Origin of the sequence: Shewanella sp. KCT (genome assembly GCF_007636505.1) — a bacterium.
GTDB lineage: Bacteria > Pseudomonadota > Gammaproteobacteria > Enterobacterales > Shewanellaceae > Shewanella > Shewanella halotolerans.
Genome location: NZ_LVDJ01000012.1, coordinates 107,351 through 127,544 on the forward strand (window position 1 = coordinate 107,351; position 20,194 = coordinate 127,544).

General features: G+C 52.6%; 16 protein-coding genes and 2 tRNA genes. 2 read left to right on the plus strand and 16 right to left on the minus strand.

Annotation, left to right across the window (positions count from 1 at the left end):
* Positions 1 to 58: 58 nt before the first annotated feature.
* The gene (locus AYI87_RS16500) at positions 59 to 2,092 is read left to right on the plus strand and encodes a putative bifunctional diguanylate cyclase/phosphodiesterase (RefSeq protein ID WP_144203809.1); all 2,034 of its coding nucleotides are present in this window, start codon (positions 59 to 61) and stop codon (positions 2,090 to 2,092) included.
* 107 nt (positions 2,093 to 2,199) lie between these two features.
* Here the strand turns inward: AYI87_RS16500 and rpsO are convergent, their stop codons facing one another.
* From rpsO to rlmE, 14 genes are all read right to left on the minus strand, one after another.
* Positions 2,200 to 2,469, minus strand: a complete 270-nt coding sequence (rpsO, locus tag AYI87_RS16505; RefSeq protein ID WP_011866621.1) for a 30S ribosomal protein S15 — start codon at positions 2,467 to 2,469, stop codon at positions 2,200 to 2,202.
* 95 nt (positions 2,470 to 2,564) lie between these two features.
* Positions 2,565 to 3,512 (minus strand): tRNA pseudouridine(55) synthase TruB, encoded by a 948-nt coding sequence (truB, locus tag AYI87_RS16510; RefSeq protein WP_144203810.1) that lies wholly within the window; start codon positions 3,510 to 3,512, stop codon positions 2,565 to 2,567.
* A complete protein-coding gene (gene rbfA / locus AYI87_RS16515; protein ID WP_144203811.1) occupies positions 3,512 to 3,934 on the minus strand; it encodes a 30S ribosome-binding factor RbfA in 423 nt (140 codons plus the stop codon). The genes truB and rbfA overlap by 1 nt, the downstream gene beginning before the upstream one ends.
* Positions 3,935 to 4,220: 286 nt before the next feature.
* Positions 4,221 to 6,878: a translation initiation factor IF-2 gene (gene infB / locus AYI87_RS16520; protein WP_144203812.1), complete on the minus strand. Its 2,658-nt coding sequence runs from the start codon at positions 6,876 to 6,878 to the stop codon at positions 4,221 to 4,223.
* Positions 6,879 to 6,904: 26 nt separating this feature from the next.
* Positions 6,905 to 8,404, minus strand: a complete 1,500-nt coding sequence (gene nusA / locus AYI87_RS16525; protein WP_011866625.1) for a transcription termination factor NusA — start codon at positions 8,402 to 8,404, stop codon at positions 6,905 to 6,907.
* A gap of 27 nt (positions 8,405 to 8,431) precedes the next feature.
* Positions 8,432 to 8,887 (minus strand): ribosome maturation factor RimP, encoded by a 456-nt coding sequence (gene rimP / locus AYI87_RS16530; RefSeq protein ID WP_041407366.1) that lies wholly within the window; start codon positions 8,885 to 8,887, stop codon positions 8,432 to 8,434.
* A gap of 159 nt (positions 8,888 to 9,046) precedes the next feature.
* A tRNA-Met gene (locus AYI87_RS16535) sits at positions 9,047 to 9,123 on the minus strand.
* Between the two features lie 103 nt (positions 9,124 to 9,226).
* Positions 9,227 to 9,312, minus strand: a tRNA-Leu gene (locus AYI87_RS16540).
* Between the two features lie 122 nt (positions 9,313 to 9,434).
* The gene (gene secG, locus AYI87_RS16545; RefSeq protein WP_011866627.1) at positions 9,435 to 9,779 is read right to left on the minus strand and encodes a preprotein translocase subunit SecG; all 345 of its coding nucleotides are present in this window, start codon (positions 9,777 to 9,779) and stop codon (positions 9,435 to 9,437) included.
* A gap of 1 nt (position 9,780) precedes the next feature.
* Positions 9,781 to 10,563, minus strand: a complete 783-nt coding sequence (tpiA, locus tag AYI87_RS16550) for a triose-phosphate isomerase (protein ID WP_011866628.1) — start codon at positions 10,561 to 10,563, stop codon at positions 9,781 to 9,783.
* Between the two features lie 168 nt (positions 10,564 to 10,731).
* Complete coding sequence (gene glmM, locus AYI87_RS16555; protein WP_144203813.1) at positions 10,732 to 12,063, minus strand: phosphoglucosamine mutase; 1,332 nt, start codon at positions 12,061 to 12,063, stop codon at positions 10,732 to 10,734.
* Positions 12,064 to 12,143: 80 nt separating this feature from the next.
* Positions 12,144 to 12,929, minus strand: coding sequence for a dihydropteroate synthase (gene folP / locus AYI87_RS16560; RefSeq protein WP_186300659.1), 786 nt, complete (start codon positions 12,927 to 12,929; stop codon positions 12,144 to 12,146).
* Positions 12,930 to 13,085: 156 nt separating this feature from the next.
* Entirely contained in the window at positions 13,086 to 15,053 is a 1,968-nt protein-coding gene (gene ftsH / locus AYI87_RS16565) for an ATP-dependent zinc metalloprotease FtsH (RefSeq protein ID WP_144203815.1), read from the minus strand.
* Positions 15,054 to 15,098: 45 nt separating this feature from the next.
* Entirely contained in the window at positions 15,099 to 15,728 is a 630-nt protein-coding gene (rlmE, locus tag AYI87_RS16570; protein WP_011866632.1) for a 23S rRNA (uridine(2552)-2'-O)-methyltransferase RlmE, read from the minus strand.
* Between the two features lie 91 nt (positions 15,729 to 15,819).
* On the opposite strand from rlmE, the gene yhbY reads away from it, so the two are divergent.
* Complete coding sequence (gene yhbY, locus AYI87_RS16575; protein WP_033537396.1) at positions 15,820 to 16,119, plus strand: ribosome assembly RNA-binding protein YhbY; 300 nt, start codon at positions 15,820 to 15,822, stop codon at positions 16,117 to 16,119.
* A 70-nt stretch (positions 16,120 to 16,189) separates the two neighbouring features.
* Here yhbY and greA read toward each other — a convergent pair whose 3' ends face one another.
* Positions 16,190 to 16,666, minus strand: coding sequence for a transcription elongation factor GreA (gene greA, locus AYI87_RS16580; protein ID WP_144203816.1), 477 nt, complete (start codon positions 16,664 to 16,666; stop codon positions 16,190 to 16,192).
* Between the two features lie 296 nt (positions 16,667 to 16,962).
* Positions 16,963 to 20,184 (minus strand): carbamoyl-phosphate synthase large subunit, encoded by a 3,222-nt coding sequence (gene carB / locus AYI87_RS16585; protein WP_144203817.1) that lies wholly within the window; start codon positions 20,182 to 20,184, stop codon positions 16,963 to 16,965.
* Positions 20,185 to 20,194: the final 10 nt, after the last annotated feature.

A 20,194-nucleotide genomic window follows, 5' to 3' on the forward strand; every position in this document is an offset into this window, starting at 1 on the left:
TATCGCTGCTTTTTCTGAAAATAGAATGTGATTGGTCACTAGGAACAAGGGGTGGCAAATGAGCGCTCGGTTTAAATCCTTAACATGGAAACAGACGACACTGGTCGTGTTTTCAGCGTTATTTTTTGCCGTTGCCATCTTTATCGTCGAAGTCGCCTTAGTCGGTGTCTCGGCCCGTCAACAACTCATGGTCGCCCAGGAAGAGCTGCTGGACTCCATCGAACAACCCGCCGCCAACGCCGTCTGGGCACTGGATGACAATCTCGCCACTCAGACCCTCGAAGGGGTACTCAAGGTCGAGCATGTGGGCGAGGCGGTGATCGAGCTCGACGATGGCAGCATGTTTGTCTCCATGAACAACCCTTTCACCGACAACCCGCTGGTGCGTAAGCTCAGTGAAAAGCTGTTTGGCGACCTGAAACAGATAAGCCGCACCCTCTACCGTCCCTCTTTCTTCGAGGGCACAGAGAAGCAGCAGATCATCGGCACCCTGACCATCTTCTATAACACCCAGGAGCTGACCGACTCCCTCTTCTCCCAGTTACGCTTTAGCTTTCTGGCCACCCTGGCCCGGGCACTCTTGGTCACCATGGCGCTGTCCATCATCTTCCACCGCTTCCTCACCAAGCCGATCGCCCAGATCAGTGAGGCGATTGATAAGATAGACCCCGAGCTGCCGGACGAAAACCTGCTGCCCACGTCAACCGCCCACCAGGATGACGAGCTGGGCCTGGTGACATCAAAATTTAATCAAATCTTAATCCAGTTTGGCCAGACCCAGAGCAAGCTTCGGCGCATGGCGACCCGGGATCCCCTCACAGGTCTGCCTAACCGCACCCTACTGCTGGAAACCATAGCGGTATCGATTCAGCGCGCCAGGGTGCACAAGCATCAATTTACCATGCTGTTTATCGACCTCGACCGTTTCAAGAACGTCAACGACTCGCTGGGCCATGCCCTGGGGGATCAGTTCCTGGCCCGTATCGCCAGGGTGCTGGAGCGGGTCGTCGGCGATCGCGGCACAGTGGCGCGTCTCGGCGGCGATGAGTTTGTCATCCTGGCCGAAGACGCCAGAACCCCGGATCAGGCCGCCGACTTTGTCGACAAGCTGCTGATGCAGCTCAACGTGCCACTACAGCTGAATGAGCACACCATACATCCCGCCGCGTCGGTGGGGATCTCCATCTACCCCGACGATGGTCTGAGCGCCGAAGATCTGATCCGCCACGCCGATATCGCCATGTACAGCGCCAAGGCGGCTGGCTCTAATCAATGGGCCTTCTTCAAGCAGCAGATGACTGAGCGGGCCGCGGTGCGTCTGAGAACCGAGGCCTCCCTGCACGACGCCCTGAAGAACAACGAGTTCCTGCTGCATTTTCAGCCCAAGTTTAATATCAAGACCGGCAAGGTGATCGCCTGTGAGGCGCTGATTCGCTGGAAGAAAGATGGCAGACTCATCAGCCCCATGTCTTTCATCCCTGTGGCCGAAGAGACAGGCATCATCATCCCCCTGGGACGCTGGGTCATCGAAGAGGCCTGCCGCACCCTGAAACATTGGCGTAAGCGCTACAACTACGCCATCCCCATCGCGGTCAACGTCGCCTCGCAGCAGTTTGCCGATGCCAGCCTGGTGCCGGACATCAAGCAGCTGGCGCTGAGATACCAGATAGACCCCAGTCTTTTAGAGGTGGAGATCACCGAGACCTCACTGATGAATGATATCGAGCTCGCCATCCATAAACTGGAGCAGCTCAAGGGCGCAGGATTTGGTATCGCGGTCGATGACTTCGGTACCGGCTACTCCTCGCTCTCCTACCTGCGTCATCTGCCGATCACCACCATGAAGATAGATCGCTGCTTCGTGACGGATCTGCCTAACGAGAGCGCCATCGCCTCAACCATCTTGATGCTCGGCAAGCAGCTAAATCTACATATCGTGGCCGAAGGAATTGAGAATGAGCAGCAGCTTAACTGGCTAAAACAGATGGACTGTGAGATAGGCCAGGGCTTCTACTACAGCCAACCGCTGGATATAAGCGAATTCGAGAACCGTTATATAGCCCCCAACACCGCCAGCATCAGTCAGATTTAATCGTCGCTTTAATGTCACCACAGCGATTAGCTAAAGCCATTTCCGAAAATCAGGCATAAAAAAAGGAGGCTTAGCCTCCTTTTTCCACTACAGCACTAATCGATAGATTAGCGACGTAGACCTAACTTCTTGATAAGCTCTTGATAGCGCTCGTTTTCAGTGCGCTTCAGGTAAGCTAGAAGCTTACGACGAGAGTTAACCATGCGAAGCAAACCACGACGTGAGTGATGATCATGGATGTGCTCTTTGAAGTGACCTTGTAGGTGGTTGATCTGTGCAGTTAGCAGAGCAACCTGAACTTCAGTAGAACCAGTGTCATTTTCACCACGACCGAAATCAGCCAGGATTTGTGCTTTTACTTCTTTACTTAGTGACATTTTTTTCTCCAAAAATAGATAGAAACTTCAGCCGATCACTAACTCAGCCAAAGAGAGCGCGCTATAGTACCGATTTTAGCGCCATTTAGCAAGCCTCAAGCCTGCTCGTCGTGCAATACCACCAGACGCTTAGGCGCCAGCAAGCCATCGTCGTTCATCTGTCCGATACCGACAAACTGTTTCGCCTCACCTAGGGTGATACGCACCAACTCATCGACGGGCAAATTAGCCACCTGAACCGGATTACCGTTCATCAGATAATGGGCCAGCTCATCGGAGACGTTGATCTCTTTGAGGCCGCTCACCGCGGTATCCATGGGCAGCAACAGGGGATCCAGTAGTTCCTTAGGCGGACGCTCCTCTTCCTGCGCCTTGGCAAGCAAGGCCTCAAGCTGCTCCAGTGTCACCATCTTATCGTAAGGATAACCGGCAACGCCTGTACGGCGCAGCATGATGACGTGAGCACCACAGCCCAGCATCTCACCGAGATCATCGGTAATGGTACGGATGTAGGTCCCCTTGGAGCAGTGGATGTCCAAGGTCAGCTCGTCACCCTCAAGCTTAATAAAGTTAAGCTCAAAGACCTTGATAGGACGCGCCTCGCGCGGCACCTCTTTGCCTTCTCTGGCGTACTTGTACAGAGGCTGGCCCTGATACTTGAGCGCCGAGTACATAGAGGGCACCTGCATGGTCTCACCACGAAAATGCTCCAGCGCCTCTTCGAGCTGCTGCTCGGTGAAGTTAATCGGGCGCGTCTGCACCACCTCACCGTCAGAGTCGCTGGTATCTGTGCGCACACCCAGCTTGGCGGTCACCAGGTAACGTTTGTCGGCATCGAGCAGATGCTGCGAAAACTTGGTGGCCTCACCCAGGCAGATCGGCAGCATGCCGGTCGCTAAAGGGTCCAGCGCGCCAGTATGACCCGCCTTGGCGGCGTTATAGATTCGCTTTACTCTCTGTAAGGCGAAGTTGGAGCTCATTCCCGTGTCTTTGTCCAGCAGCACTATGCCGTCGACCAAGCGACCTCTAGGTTTACGCGCCATTATTTATCGTCCTGCTCGGTATTGTCCTGCTCTTCGTCTTCACGACCGTGTTCAACCGCCTTAGCCTTATCCTTGGTGATCACCTGACTCACCAGGTTAGACATGCGCATCCCCTCGATCAGCGACGCATCATAGATGAAGCGGATTTCGGGCATAACCCTAAGCTTCATACGACCCGCCACCAGAGAGCGAACATAACCCGCAGCCGCTTCCAGCGCCGCCAGCTTCTCTTCTACAACCGCCTTGTCTTCCTCGAAGAAGGTGACATAGACCTTGGCGTAGTTCAAATCGCGAGATACATCGACGTCGTTGACCGTCACCATACCGATACGCGGATCTTTGATGTCCCGTTGCAGCACCTGAGCCAGCTCCTGTTGCAGCTGCTGAGCGATGCGACGAGTACGACTAAATTCTCTTGCCATAATATTTTGCCATCTCAAAAACAGGTGACCGGCTTGGTAAAGCTGCAACCGCTGCTATTTGGGTCGCGTCTTGACTCTGGGTCATGCCTGAACAAAAAGGCGGCTTGCGCCGCCCCTTGATACTGATACCAATCGTAGTAAATAGCTAATCATCCTAGCGTATTAAAACGTTCGATAATTGCGTTAGTATTTTTGATTGTAGTCTAACTACTTATCGAAAAATTCTGCCTTGTTCTCAAACGTTTTTCATACGCTATTTCTGCTCACATACTTACTGTGATTGGTATTATAAGGTTCGAGCGATTTCGACCGTTTCGAAGACCTCAATCTGATCGCCAACTTTGACGTCATTATAGTTCTTCACGCCGATACCACACTCCATACCGTTACGAACTTCGTTAACGTCATCCTTGAAGCGACGCAGTGATTCAAGCTCACCTTCGAAGATCACTACGTTGTCACGTAGTACACGGATTGGCGCGCTGCGCTTGATGGTACCTTCGGTAACCATACAACCTGCGATAGCACCAATCTTAGGCGACTTGAACACGTCACGCACTTCGGCAAGACCAATGATCTCTTGCTTGAACTCAGGTGCCAACATGCCACCCATGGCCGCCTTAACTTCATCGATAAGATGATAGATAACGCTGTAGTAACGCAGGTCAACGCTCTCGCTTTCAATCGTCTTACGCGCCTGTGCATCGGCACGAACGTTGAAACCAACCATGATAGCGTTTGACGCAGCCGCCAGAGTCGCATCTGTCTCGGTCAATCCACCTACACCGCTGGCGATGATGTTAACCTTCACCTCGTCGGTAGACAGCTTGTTGAGTGAGTCAGAAATCGCTTCCAGCGAGCCTTGTACGTCGGCCTTAAGGACGATGTTCAGCTCTTGGACTTCGCCTTCTGTCATGTTAGCGAACATGTTCTCAAGCTTAGACTTCTGCTGACGGGCCAGCTTAACGTCACGGAACTTACCTTGACGGTAGAGTGCCACTTCACGTGCCTTACGCTCGTCACGAACAACGGTCGCTTCGTCACCGGCAGATGGCACACCAGAAAGACCTAAGATCTCAACGGGAATCGATGGACCGGCTTCGGTGATCGACTTACCGTTCTCATCCTTCATCGCACGGACTTTACCGTACTCAAGACCACAAAGAACGATATCGCCCTGCTTCAGGGTACCTTCTTGTACCAGGATGGTCGCTACAGGGCCGCGGCCCTTGTCTAGCTTAGACTCAACAACCACACCCGCAGCCATGCCTTCGCGTACCGCTTTCAGTTCTAGTACTTCGGCTTCAAGCAAGATGCCTTCCAGCAACTCGTCGATACCTTCACCAGACTTAGCTGACACGTGAACAAACATGTTGTTTCCGCCCCAATCTTCTGACATCACGCCGTGTTGAGACAGTTCAGACTTAACGCGATCAGGATCCGCTTCTGGCTTATCAATCTTGTTCACCGCAACGATAAGCGGTACACCGCCCGCCTTAGCGTGCTGAATCGCTTCGATGGTCTGTGGCATCACGCCGTCATCGGCTGCAACAACCAATACCACGATATCGGTCGCCTTGGCACCACGTGCACGCATCGCGGTAAACGCGGCGTGACCTGGGGTATCTAAGAAGGTGATCATGCCGTTGTCGGTTTCTACGTGGTATGCACCGATGTGCTGGGTAATACCACCCGCCTCACCAGAAGCCACCTTAGCGCGACGAATATAGTCGAGTAGCGATGTCTTACCATGGTCAACGTGACCCATGATGGTCACAACCGGCGCACGAGGCTCAACCTTAACGTTGCCGTCACGATCGGCGAGTACTTGATGCTCAAGCTCGTTTTCGCGAGTCAGAACCACCTTGTGGCCCATCTCTTCGGCTACCAGCTGCGCAGTTTCCTGATCCAGCACCTGGTTGATGGTCACCATAGAGCCCATCTTCATCATCTGCTTGATGATCTCGGTCGCCTTAACCGCCATCTTCTGTGCCAGCTCGGCAACCGTTACGGTTTCGCCGATAGTCACGTCACGGGTAACGGCCGCAGCAGGCTTGTTAAAGCCATGGTCCATCGACTCTGGCGCATTGCGCTGATTACGATTGTTACGACCACCACGAGCTTCTTTACCGCCACGCTTCTTGCCGATAGGCTCTTTCTTGCCACCGGCAGGCTTACGCGCACGGCGACCGCGTCGTTCGGCATCTCTGTCCGCCGAATCTTCGGCGGCACGTGCTTCAGTCGATGTGGTCACATGGTGATCGGCGCTGTTTTCAGATTCTTTACGCAGACGCTCTTCTTCAGCCCAACGCTTCTCGTTCTCTTCGGCAAGACGACGTGCTTCTTCGGCTGCAGCCTTAGCTTCTTCATCCGCCTTAGCCTTAGCGGCAGCTTCTTTAGCCGCTAGCAGGCGAGCTTCTTCCACCTTGGCGGCTTTCTCTTCTGCTGTTTCTTCAACAGCAGGCTTACCTTCGGCAGCCTTCTTCGCCTTAGCTTCTGCCTCGGCCTTAGCCTTAGCTTTTGCTGCGGCTTCTGCTTCAGCTTTCGCCTTGGCTTCCGCGTCAGCCTTTGCCTTAGCTTCTGCTTCGGCAGCTGCCTTGGCTTCAGCTTCTGCCTTGGCCTTAGCTTCCACCTCGGCTTCTGCCGCCGGGTCGCGCTTGACGAAGGTACGCTTCTTACGCACTTCTACCTTGATATCTTTAGACTGACCACCACTACCCGACACGCTCAGTGTCGAAATGGATTTACGTTGCAGTGTCATCTTGGTTGGCGCTGAATCGCCGCCGTGTTGCTTCTTAAGAAACTCAAGCAACTTCTGCTTTTCTTCTTCAGAAACAGTATCTGTTTTACTCTTCTTAATTCCTGCCTCAGAAAACTGCTCAACTAATCGATCAGCACTCTTCCCTACTTCCTCGGCCAGTTTTGCTACTGTGGTATCTGCCATCTGTAAAATCCCCTCTGTTGATCGACTTAAGCTTCTTCGCCAAACCAACAGATATTGCGGGCCGCCATAATGAGCTCACCAGCCTTTTCTTCTGTTAATTCTTCAATCTCGATCAAATCATCAATGCCTTGTTCGGCTAAATCTTCAAGCGTAATCACGCCTTTACTTGCCAACACATACGCCAAGTGACGCTCTAAACCTTCTAGGGCAAGTAAATCTTCGCTTGGCTCAGCACCGTCAAGTGCTTCCTCGGATGCCAAAGCCCGTGTAGAGATCGCAGCCTTAGCGCGTTCTCTGAGTGCCTCAACGATCTCCTCGTCGAAACCGTCGATTTCAAGCAACTCTGACTCAGGTACGTAGGCAACTTCTTCAAGTGAGGTAAAACCTTCATCTGCCAGTACTTGAGCAAAATCTTCATCGACATCCAGTGCAGAGACGAACAGGTTAACAATCTTGGCGCTTTCCGCCTGATGCTTAGCCTGCATATCTTCCACTGTCATCACGTTTAGTTCCCAGCCCGATAACTGAGTCGCCAAACGTACGTTTTGACCGTTACGGCCAATAGCTTGCGCCAACGAGTCGGCTTCAACGGCGATATCCATAGAATGGTTATCTTCGTCGACTATGATAGAAGCCACATCGGCCGGCGCCATCGCATTGATCACAAATTGCGCTGGGTTATCATCCCAAAGCACGATATCAACGCGCTCGCCGCCTAACTCATTAGACACGGCCTGAACACGCGCGCCGCGCATGCCCACACAAGCACCGATAGGATCGATGCGACGGTCATTAGACTTGACCGCAATCTTAGCGCGAGAACCTGGGTCACGAGCTGCTCCCATGATCTCAATCATCTCGTCGGCAATTTCCGGTACTTCTACGCGGAACAGCTCGATCAGCATGTCTGGCTTGGTACGGGTCAGGAACAGCTGTGCACCACGCGCCTCTGGACGCACGGCGTAGAGCAGCGCACGAACACGGTCGCCAGGACGGAAGCTCTCACGTGAGATAAGATCTTCTTTGAACAGCACGGCGTCGGCGTTGTTACCCAGATCCACAACGACGCTCTCGCGGTTGCTCTTCTTCACCACACCCGTGATCAGCTCGCCTTCTTTTTCCAGGAACTGGTCGACGATCTGTGCACGCTCGGCTTCACGTACTTTCTGTACGATTACCTGCTTAGCGGTTTGAGTGGTGATACGGTCGAAGACGACTGACTCGATCTCATCTTCGATATACTCGCCCACTTGAATCTCTGGGTTTTCGTAACGGGCCGCTTCCAGGGTGATCTCGCGGAAAGGATTTTCCAGCGCCTGACCTTCATCCTCAACCACCATCCAACGTCGGAAGGTTTCGTACTCGCCTGTCTTACGATCGATAGCGACACGAACTTCGATATCGCCTTCATATTTTTTCTTGGTAGCCGTCGCTAACGCAATCTCCAACGCTTCAAAAATCTTTTCGCGTGGCACGGCCTTCTCATTTGAAACCGCCTCAGCGACTAGCAGAATCTCTTTGTTCATTCTCTTGCCTCGTTCAGCTCGAATCCATCAAAACTTAGCGATTAAGTTGCCCTTACGGATGTTATCCAGGGCAATAATCAGTTCGTTGCCATCTACGGTAAGGGTCAGCATCTGCCCCTCAACGCCCGCGACGGTCCCTTTTAAATTACGACTACCAGCGACAGGCATAGTCAGTTGTACCTTTACGGTTTCACCTAGGTATCGTGCATACTGCTCTGCAGTAAATAATGGTCTATCGACACCCGGTGAGGAAACTTCTAGTGTATATTCGGTCGAAATCGGGTCCTCGACATCGAGCACGGCACTGATCTGGCGACTGACATCGGCACAATCATCGATAAAGATGCCGTTTTCATTATCTATATATACACGCAGCACTGAATGCTTGCCTGCCTGTACATATTCCAATCCCCACAGACTATGGCCCAATGCTTCAACTGGTGCGATAAGCATCTGTTCCAGCTTACTTTCTAAAGTTGCCAAGGTTACCCCCCGAAAAACAAAAAAGGGCATAAAGCCCCAGTACGACATCATCAAATGACGATATTTCAAAAGTCCAGATAACAAAAAACCCCGTAATCACGAGGTCATATCATTCAGAACCTGTAACAGAAATGAAGCGCTGCTTCATCACTGGGAAGCTGGTTGCGGGGGCCGGATTTGAACCGACGACCTTCGGGTTATGAGCCCGACGAGCTACCAAACTGCTCCACCCCGCGTCAACTGCTGCAATTATATTGATTGTGAACAATATTTGCAATGATAAAGGCAGCAACCTCTGCCACTTTATCGATTCAGACCAAGCTAGGCTCAATCTAAATTTGGTGCGGATGGAGGGACTTGAACCCTCACGAGCTAGGCTCACCACCCCCTCAAGATGGCGTGTCTACCAATTCCACCACATCCGCATGTGATCGTTACTTCGACTGGTTAAGAATTTTTGTGAGTTTGAGGAGACTCATCTTTTCCAGTCACGCTACCTAAATCAACCTTGGGTCAAATCTAAGTCGCGCCTTGCTCTTTCGAGCGATTAGTCAGGGATCTTATCTTCTGACTTTTGTGCGTCTTTTGCTGCATCGGTAACTTGTTCAGTTACGGCCGCCGCATCGGCACCTAAATCTTTCCAAGATTCTTCTGTTTTAGCGTGGTTTGCGCTCAAGTTGCCAATCGTCAGACTCAGGGCAAAGAAGGCAATAGCCAGTATCGCTGTGGAACGGGTCAAAAAGTTACCCGAACCAGAAGAACCGAACAGAGTGGCTGATGCACCGGCGCCGAAAGAGGCCCCCATGTCAGCTCCCTTACCTTGCTGGATGAGGATCAAGCCAATCAGGCCCAACGCAACCAACAAGTAAATAACCATTAGAACTTCGTACATATTATGCGCTCATCGCTATCGAACATAAACTTAAAAACTCGGTAGAGTTTAAGCTAGCACCGCCTATCAGTCCACCATCTACATCAGGCTGAGCAAATAGATCTGCTGCATTACTCGGCGTTACGCTACCACCGTACAAAATCCTGATATTCTCTCCGATATACGGAGACACTTCAGAGAGACGCTTGCGAATAAACGCGTGTACTTCCTGCGCCTGCTCTGGCGTAGCGCTCTTACCTGTCCCTACGGCCCAAAGAGGCTCATAGGCGATAATCGCATTATCAAAAGCCATGGTGCCATTCTTCTCGATGACCACATCCAGCTCTTCTGCAATCACCTCGAAGGTGCGTCTTGCTTCACGCGCCGGACCTGACTCACCTACACATAAGATAGGGGTCAAACCATGCTTCTGTGCGGCGGCAAATTTTTCCGCCACGATATCGCTGGTTTCGCCGTACATTCTACGACGCTCGGAGTGACCGATAATCACATAGCGACATCCAGAATCTTTCAGCATCTGCCCAGATACTTCGCCTGTATAGGCACCGAAGTCATGCTGACTCAGGTTTTGGGCACCCATTCTAACCAAGCAACCGTTTAAGGCTTCTTTGTTAGCATCGAGTTGCTGACGAACACTTTCAAGAAAAATACTTGGTGGACACAAGACCACTTCCGCAGAATCATTTTGAAGCTTGGTAGCAAACTTGGTAAACAACTCTTGCGCTAGTTGCGCAGTACCGTTCATTTTCCAGTTACCAGCGACCATTGGGCGTCTTAGTGCCATCACTGTCTCCTTCTGAAAGCGGGCTGAATAATAGCGAACCACTTGTTAAGTTACAATACCTAAATCTCGAATTTTTGCGATAAAGTGTCGAAGCGATTACTTTTTATCCTTGCGAGGGGTAATTAGCACAGGATTTAACCCGGCAAGGCTAAATCCTGTACAAGGGCCTTAAACCAACGCCTTAATAGCCTCGGCAATATAGTTTGCGTGGGCTTTTACATCACTGACTACATCGCCTTCGACCATGACACGAATCAGCGGCTCTGTGCCCGACTTACGCAGCAATACGCGGCCACGTTCACCAAGTTTGGCTTCCACTTCCGCCTGAGCACTCAATACGCTATCGGCCTCTAACGGGTTGTGAGTACCTTCAAATCTGACATTCACCAGCACCTGCGGCAGCATCTTAATGCCTTCGGTCAGCTCCTCAAGGGTCGCCTGCTTACGACACATGGCCGCCAGCACCAGAATACCGGCGACGATACCATCCCCCGTGGTGCCATGATCCAGGTTCAGGATATGGCCAGAGTTCTCACCACCGATGCGCCAATCTTTCTCTTTGAGCAGCTCCATCACATAACGGTCACCCACCTTAGAGCGGGCAAAGGGAATATCACGGGCCTTGAGCGCAAGAGCCAGCCCCAGGTTAGACATCAGGGTACCGACCACGCCGCCTTTTAGCACGCCGCGGTCCTGAGCATCACAGGCCAGGATATAGAGGATCTCATCACCGTCGATCACCTTACCATGGCGATTCACCATCATGATGCGGTCACCATCGCCATCCAGTGCGATACCCAGATCCGCCTTCTCGGCGATCACTGTCTCGCGGATCTTACCCATAGAGGTAGCGCCCACCTCATGGTTGATGTTGATGCCATCTGGCTTGTCACCTATGGTGATCACCTCGGCGCCTAGCTCACGAAACACACTCGGCGCAATGTGGTAGGTTGCCCCGTGGGCACAGTCGACCACTATCTTTAGGCCGTTGAGGGTATGCTCGGCAGGGAAATTACCCTTACAGTATTCGATATAACGACCGGCGGCGTCTTCGATACGCGACACCTTACCCAGCAGGTGTGACTCGACACACTCCAGCGGCTTTTCCAGTTCTCGCTCGATCTCTAGCTCTACCTCGTCATCCAGTTTGCTACCGTCGGTAGAGAAGAACTTGATACCGTTATCATAGTAAGGATTGTGAGATGCGCTGATCACCACACCGGCTTCCGCTCTGAAGGTACGGGTCAGATAGGCCACAGCCGGTGTCGGCATTGGGCCCATCAACATCACATTCAAACCAGCGGCCGACAGGCCAGCTTCCATCGCAGACTCGAACAGATAGCCTGAAATACGCGTATCCTTACCTATGATCACCTTCTTAGTGCCGGCGCGGGATAATACACGCCCCGCCGCCCAGCCAAGTTTGAGCGCCAATTCCGGGGTCATCTTACCCGCGCCCACCTTGCCTCTGATACCATCGGTTCCGAAGAATTTTCTCACTTGTTATTACCTCTGCCCCATCCCAGGGTCTTTCCTATTTAATCCAGTTGACGCGGCCGCTCTTAGCGCCGCGCATCACTCTATAATGCCTGATAATTGGCGCAAGCCTGCATGACCTCGATCATATCCATGGTCGGTTTTACATCATGGACACGAATAATATGTGCCCCCTGCTGAATACTCAAGAGCGCGGCGCTCAGGCTGCCCGCCAGACGCTCGCTCGGCGGTACATTTAGCAGGTTGCCAATCATGCTCTTGCGAGACAGGCCGATAAGCAACGGCAGACCGAAAGCCTTAAGCTCGGCCTGACGGTTTAACAATTCATAGTTGTGTGACAGCGTCTTGCCAAAGCCATACCCTGGGTCCAGCAACAGATTGTCTCTAGCGATTCCGGCATCCAGACACGCCTCGATACGCTCCTCAAAGAAAGCACTGACATCCGTTATGATATCCTGATACACGGGCGCATCTTGCATGGTTCTGGGCTGTCCCTGCATATGCATCAAACAGACAGGCACATTCAGCTTGGCGGCCACGGCTAAGGCACCAGGCTCCTGCAAAGCGCGAACATCGTTGATCAGATGAGCACCGGCGGCAACCGCCTCACTCATTACCTCTGGCTTGCTGGTATCGACCGAGATCCACACATCATGATTGGCACTGACATATTCAACCAGGGGGACCACCCTATCCAGCTCATCTTGCACGCTGACTTCTGCTGCACCTGGGCGGGTCGACTCACCGCCGATATCTATGATGCTGGCGCCCTCACTGACTAGAGTGTCGGCATGACGACTAGCACGTTCTATGCTGGTAAAACGGCCACCGTCTGAAAATGAATCTGGAGTAACATTGAGGATCCCCATCACCCTAGGCTGAGAAAGATCCAGACACTTATTACCACAAACGAGTTGAAACCCTTGCTTCAAAACAGGCTCCTTAATCTCTTACTGATTAACTGAAACAAGAAAACCCCTGACGGGGTTTTCTGACATTATGGGTTTTACCTATCGCAATAAAGCTTACTTAATCACAGGTGATTCATCACCTTCTTTCGGCTCGCTTGCCGGTTCCGCGGCAGGCGTTTCGCCAGGCTCTGGCGAAGTAACCGCTTCACCGTGGCCACCTTTACCCTTACCGTTAGAACCATTTTCATCCATGTTCCAATCGGCTGGCGGGCGCACTTCACGGCGAGCCATCAGATCGTCAATCTGTGTTGAATCTATGGTCTCGTACTTCATCAGGGCATCTTTCATCGCATGAAGGATATCCATGTTATCGGTCAAGAACTGATGCGCGCGTCCATAGTTGTTGTCGATCAGCTGCTTCACTTCGAGGTCGATAATCGATGCGGTCTCATCCGACATATGCTGCGCCTTAGCCATGCTACGACCGAGGAACACTTCGCCCTCATCTTCGGCATATAGCACGGGACCCAGCTTTTCAGAGAAGCCCCATTGAGTCACCATGTTACGCGCAATCGTAGTCGCATACTTGATGTCTTGAGAAGCACCGGTAGAGACACGCTCGCTGCCGTAGATCAACTCCTCGGCAATACGTCCACCATAGGCCACAGAGATCTGACTCTCGAGCTTACGACGGCTCTGGCTAATGGCATCGGCCTCAGGCAGGAAGAAGGTCACACCCAAGGCGCGGCCGCGAGGAATGATAGTCACCTTGTGCACAGGGTCGTGCTCAGGCACCAGACAGCCGACGATAGCGTGACCCGCTTCGTGATAGGCGGTCATCTCTTTCTCTTCTTCTGACATCACCATGGTGCGGCGCTCGGCGCCCATCATGATCTTATCTTTGGCGCTCTCAAACTCTTCCATGCCCACCACGCGGCGATTACCACGGGCGGCAAACAGCGCAGCTTCGTTGACCAGGTTAGCCAGATCGGCACCAGAGAAGCCTGGCGTACCGCGGGCAATCACGCTCGCCTTAACGTCATCGGCCAGCGGCACCTTACGCATATGCACCTTAAGGATCTGCTCACGACCACGTACGTCTGGCAAGCCAACCACCACTTGACGGTCGAAACGACCCGGACGCAGCAAGGCGGCATCCAATACGTCGGGACGGTTAGTCGCGGCGATAACGATAATACCTTCGTTACCCTCGAAGCCATCCATCTCAACCAGCATCTGGTTTAGGGTCTGCTCACGTTCGTCGTGACCACCACCGACACCGGCGCCGCGCTGGCGACCTACGGCATCGATCTCATCGATGAAGATGATACAAGGCGCAGACTTCTTCGCCTGCTCAAACATATCACGGACACGAGAGGCACCGACACCGACAAACATCTCAACGAAGTCAGAACCGGAAATCGTGAAGAAAGGCACCTTGGCCTCGCCGGCAATCGCTTTGGCAAGTAGGGTCTTACCCGTACCTGGAGGACCAACGAGAAGGACACCGGTAGGAATACGGCCACCCAGTTTCTGGAACTTAGTGGGCTCTTTAAGGTAATCGACCAGCTCTTTGACATCTTCCTTGGCCTCGTCGCAACCGGCGACGTCACCAAAGGTGGTCTTGATCTGATCTTCGCTCATCAACTTGGCTTTACTCTTACCGAAAGACATGGCGCCTTTACCGCCACCGCCCTGCATCTGGCGCATGAAGAAGATCCATACCCCGATGAGTAACAGCATAGGGAACCAAGAGATGAAGATCTGTGTAAGGAAACCTGACTCTTCGGCTTCCTGACCTTTCATGGTCACACCCTTACGGTCAAGATCGTTGATCAGATCCTGATCATACATAGGCATGATAGTGGTAAATTTTTCCCCGGTTCTTTTGGTACCCTCGATGGTACGCTGGTCACTCTTCACCTCGACGGTGTTGATCTGGCCGGAGCGAACATCATCCAAGAAAGTTGAATAATCCATCTTCATGGAGTTCGATGAAGAGGGGGAGTAGCCCTGAAACACTGACATCAGCACGACGGCGATGACAACCCAGAGAATTAAATTTTTTGCCATATCACTCAAAATTACTAGACCTCATACAGTCTTGCGGTTACTGACGTTAGGTTACTACAACTTGTAACCCGTCGCCACAAGATAGACTTCACGCGAACGCGGTCGCGACGAGTCTGGCTTACGTGTTTTAACGGTGGTAAATGCCTCTCTCACCGCCTTCATATACTCATCAAAGCCCTCCCCCTGAAAGACTTTGACAGCAAAACTACCATTTGGTGCCAACACCTGATGACACATATCCAGTGCCAGCTCCACCAAATACATGGCGCGCGGCTGATCTACACCGCCCGTACCACTCATATTAGGTGCCATATCCGACAATACAACATCGACTTTAGCATCGCCTACGCGTTCGAGTAAGGCGTTAAGCACCTTCTCCTCACGAAAATCACCTTGCAGAAAATCGACACCGACGATAGGGTCCATAGGCAGAATATCGCAGGCGATAACCTTACCCGTCTCTCCCGCCAGCTTGACGGCAATCTGCGACCAGCCCCCAGGGGCTGCCCCGAGATCCACCACAGTCATGCCGGGGCGAATCAGCTTATCCTTTTGTTGTATCTCTTCTATTTTAAACGCAGCGCGCGAACGCAATCCCCGTTTCTGCGACAACTTAACATAATGATCATCGAAATGTTCCTGCATCCAACGGGTGGAACTGGCTGTTCGTTTTTTACCTGACATTTAAAATCCGCAACAAATATGAGTTACACAAAGGCTATATGAGGGTAGAATAGCGGTTTTTCAACAGTAACTCAGCATAAAGTTGGTAGAAATGAACTTAACAACCAAACAAAAACAGCATCTAAAAGGCTTAGCGCATAACCTCAAGCCTGTTGTGCAGCTTGGTGCCAATGGCCTGACTGAAGGTGTACTGGCTGAAATTGATAATGCACTCTCTCATCATGAATTAATCAAAGTGAAAGTTGCCTCTGGAGACAGAGAGCTAAAAAATGCAGTCGTTGACGCCATTGTACGCGAAACTCAAGCTGAAAAGGTTCAGCTTATCGGTCACGTATTGGTCCTATTCCGTCAATCTCCAGAGATGAAGATTGCCGTACCAAGAGCCAAATAGCTCCTGGACTCAACAAAAAAGCCGCTATCGATAGCGGCTTTTTTGTGGGCATGAATCGAGCATTATCAGTTTAGATATACTCTACTGCAGTGATCTCATAATCTGTCATGCCACCCGGAGTCTGAATAGAGACTTCATCTCCTTCCGATTTACCCACCAGGCCGCGAGCGATCGGCGAGGTCACAGAAATCAGATTGGCCTTAATATCGGCTTCATCTTCACCCACGATACGGTAGGTAAATTCCTCTTCGGTATCCAAGTTCAAAATGGTTACCGTGGTGCCGAAAATCACCCGGCCTGTGTTTTCCATCTTGGTCACGTCGATGATCTGCGCGTGAGACAGCTTGCCTTCGATATCGCGCACGCGGGCCTCACACAACCCCTGCTCTTCGCGGGCGGCGTGGTATTCGGCGTTCTCTTTCAAGTCGCCCAGTTCACGTGCAATCCCAATGGCCTCGGCAATTTTTGGACGCTTCTCAAACTTCAAAAAATCTAACTCTTCACGCAGTTGATTTGCACCAACAACTGTCATTGGAACCTTATTCATAGGAACACTCGTCTCCTCAAAACAAAAGCAGCCTAGTCAGCCTGACCACTTGGGCCACTGACCAGGAATAAAGAACGCTTGGAATCCATCTATTCTATACCCTGATGCATAGAGAAGCTATCGGATCCCCAAGAGTTTGTTAGCGCGCCCTCAGAACTGAGTGTTCCATGGCGCGCCCAAGGCAAGCAAGATGGCGTCATTAGCCCAGTATCGAGATTGCCTTGTTATATCTATTTCAACTAATTGAATGCCCATAAAAAAGGCCGCTTGCGCGGCCTTTTCGTAAGGGTTAACCCTTAGCCTTTAATGCGCTGGTGCAGCTCCTGCACTGAGGTCACATTGGTGCGACTGTCGGCAGAGTGCGCCATACAGGTCGCAAAAGCGGCGTTCAAGGTCGTGGTGTAGTTCACCTTGTAACGCAGCGCGCCACGACGTAGCTGACGTGAGTCTTCGATCGCCTGACGGCCTTCGGTAGTGTTCACGATATAGGTGTACTCATCGTTCTTGATACGGTCAAGAATGTGCGGACGACCTTCGTGTACCTTGTTCACCAGACGAGGATTGATACCCGCCTCGCCCAGCACGACTGCTGTGCCGTGGGTGGCATCGATCTCATAGCCCAGCTCAATCAGCTTGGCGGCCAGGTCGGCAACACGCTTCTTGTCGCTGTTACGTACAGAGAGCAGCGCACGGCCCGACTTAGGCACCTCAGAGGTCGCCCCCAGTTCAGCCTTGGCGTACGCCTCGGCGAAGGTAGCGCCCACGCCCATGACCTCACCGGTCGAGCGCATCTCAGGGCCAAGTAGCGGGTCAACACCCGGGAACTTGTTAAACGGCAGCACCACTTCTTTCACCGAGTAGAAAGGTGGAATTACCTCTTTGGTAAAGCCCTGCTCTTCCAGACTCTGACCGGCCATGACGCGCGCGGCGATCTTAGCTAGCGGTACACCCGTCGCCTTAGAGACGAATGGCACGGTACGAGCCGCACGTGGGTTAACCTCGATCATGTAGATGGTGTTGTCTTGTACCGCGAACTGCACGTTCATCAGACCCACAACGCCGAGTTCCATCGCCAGTTTACGCACCTGTTCGCGCATCTGATCCTGGATCTCCTGGCTAAGTGTGTATGGCGGCAGCGAACAACCTGAGTCACCCGAGTGAACACCCGCCTGCTCGATATGCTCCATGATGGCGCCAACCACTACGGTCGTGCCGTCACATACCGCATCGATATCCACCTCGGTGGCGTTGTCGAGGAAGCGGTCCAGCAATACTGGTGAGGCGTTAGAGACGCTAACCGCTTCGTTGAAGTAACGACGCAGGTCTTGCTCGTCGTAGACGATCTCCATCGCGCGGCCACCCAGTACGTAGGATGGACGTACCACTAGCGGGTACCCGATACGCTCGGCGGCGATCACTGCGCCCTCTACCGTAGTGACGGTATCGTTTTCCGGCTGCTTCATCTCCAGGCGTTGAATCGCCTGCTGGAAACGCTCACGGTCTTCGGCGCGGTCAATGGCATCCGGGCTGGTACCAATAATTGGCACACCAGCGGCTTCCAGGTCACGAGCCAGTTTCAGCGGTGTCTGACCACCGTACTGCACGATAACCCCTTTAGGCTGCTCGATACGCACGATCTCCAGCACATCTTCCAGTGTCACAGATTCGAAATAGAGTCTGTCAGAGGTATCGTAGTCGGTAGAGACTGTCTCTGGGTTACAGTTGACCATGATGGTCTCGTAACCATCTTCACGCAGGGCAAGCGCCGCGTGCACACAGCAGTAATCGAATTCGATACCCTGGCCGATACGGTTAGGACCACCACCCAGCACCATGATCTTGTCACGGTTAGATGGGTTAGCCTCACACTCTTCCTCATAGGTCGAGTACATGTAGGCGGTATCAGTCGAGAACTCGGCGGCGCAGGTATCGACGCGCTTGTACACTGGGTACACTTCGTAACGGTAACGCAGCTTACGCATCTCAGACTCGCTAACACCCATCAGGGCCGCGAGACGTGCATCGGAGAAACCTTTACGCTTGAGCTTGTAAAGGAAATCTTTGTCCATGCTAGCCATGCCAGCTTCTTTCACTTGGTTCTCAAGTGATAGCAGCTCTTCAATCTGCACCAGGAACCAAGGGTCGATATTGGTCAGCTTGAAGATGGCATCCATGCTCAGACCGGCGCGGAAGGCATCGGCGATATACCAGATACGCTCGGCGCCTGGCTCTTTCAGCTCGTGGCGAATGCGCGACAGGGCATCGTTATCTTCGACATCGACGATAGGATCTAGGCCATTAACGCCTACCTCGAGGCCGCGCAGTGCTTTTTGCAGCGACTCTTGGAAGGTACGACCAATCGCCATCACCTCACCCACAGACTTCATCTGAGTGGTCAGACGGTCATTTGCACCGGCAAATTTCTCGAAGTTGAAGCGTGGCACCTTAGTAACCACGTAGTCGATGGCAGGCTCGAACGAGGCTGGCGTTGCACCGCCAGTGATGTCGTTGCTCAGCTCATCCAGGGTGAAGCCCACCGCCAGCTTGGCGGCTATCTTGGCGATAGGGAAACCTGTCGCTTTCGATGCCAGGGCAGATGAACGCGATACACGCGGGTTCATCTCGATGATCACCATACGGCCATCTTTCGGGTTGATACCGAACTGAACATTTGAACCACCGGTTTCTACGCCGATCTCACGCAGTACCGCTAGCGATGCGTTACGCATCAGCTGATATTCTTTGTCGGTCAGGGTCTGCGCCGGTGCGACTGTGATTGAATCACCGGTGTGCACGCCCATAGGATCGAAGTTTTCGATAGAGCAGACGATGATACTGTTATCGTTGCGATCACGAACCACTTCCATCTCATATTCTTTCCAACCGATGAGCGACTCATCGATCAGCAGTTCGTTGGTCGGTGACAGCTCGAGACCCTGAGAACAGATCTCCTCGAACTCCTCCTTGTTGTAGGCGATACCACCGCCCGAGCCACCCATGGTGAATGATGGACGGATAATACAAGGGAAACCAACCTGCTCGAGTACCTCGTAGGCATCTTCCATACTGCGGGCGATACCGGCGCGAGGACACTCGAGACCAATCTTCTTCATCGCCGCATCGAAACGGCTACGGTCTTCGGCCTTGTCGATGGCATCGGCGGTCGCGCCTATCATGTCGACGTTAAATTCGGCCAGCACACCTTCTGCCTCAAGGCGCAGGGCACAGTTCAGTGCCGTCTGACCGCCCATGGTCGGTAGAATCGCATCGGGACGTTCCTTAGCGATGATGTTGCGCACCACTTCCCAGTGAATTGGCTCGATGTAAGTGGCATCGGCCATCTCTGGGTCTGTCATGATGGTCGCTGGATTAGAGTTCACCAGAATAACCCGGTATCCCTCTTCACGAAGCGCCTTACACGCCTGGGCACCCGAGTAGTCGAACTCACATGCCTGACCGATTACAATCGGGCCGGCACCCAGGATAAGAATACTTTTTATGTCTGTACGTTTTGGCATTGCTGAAACT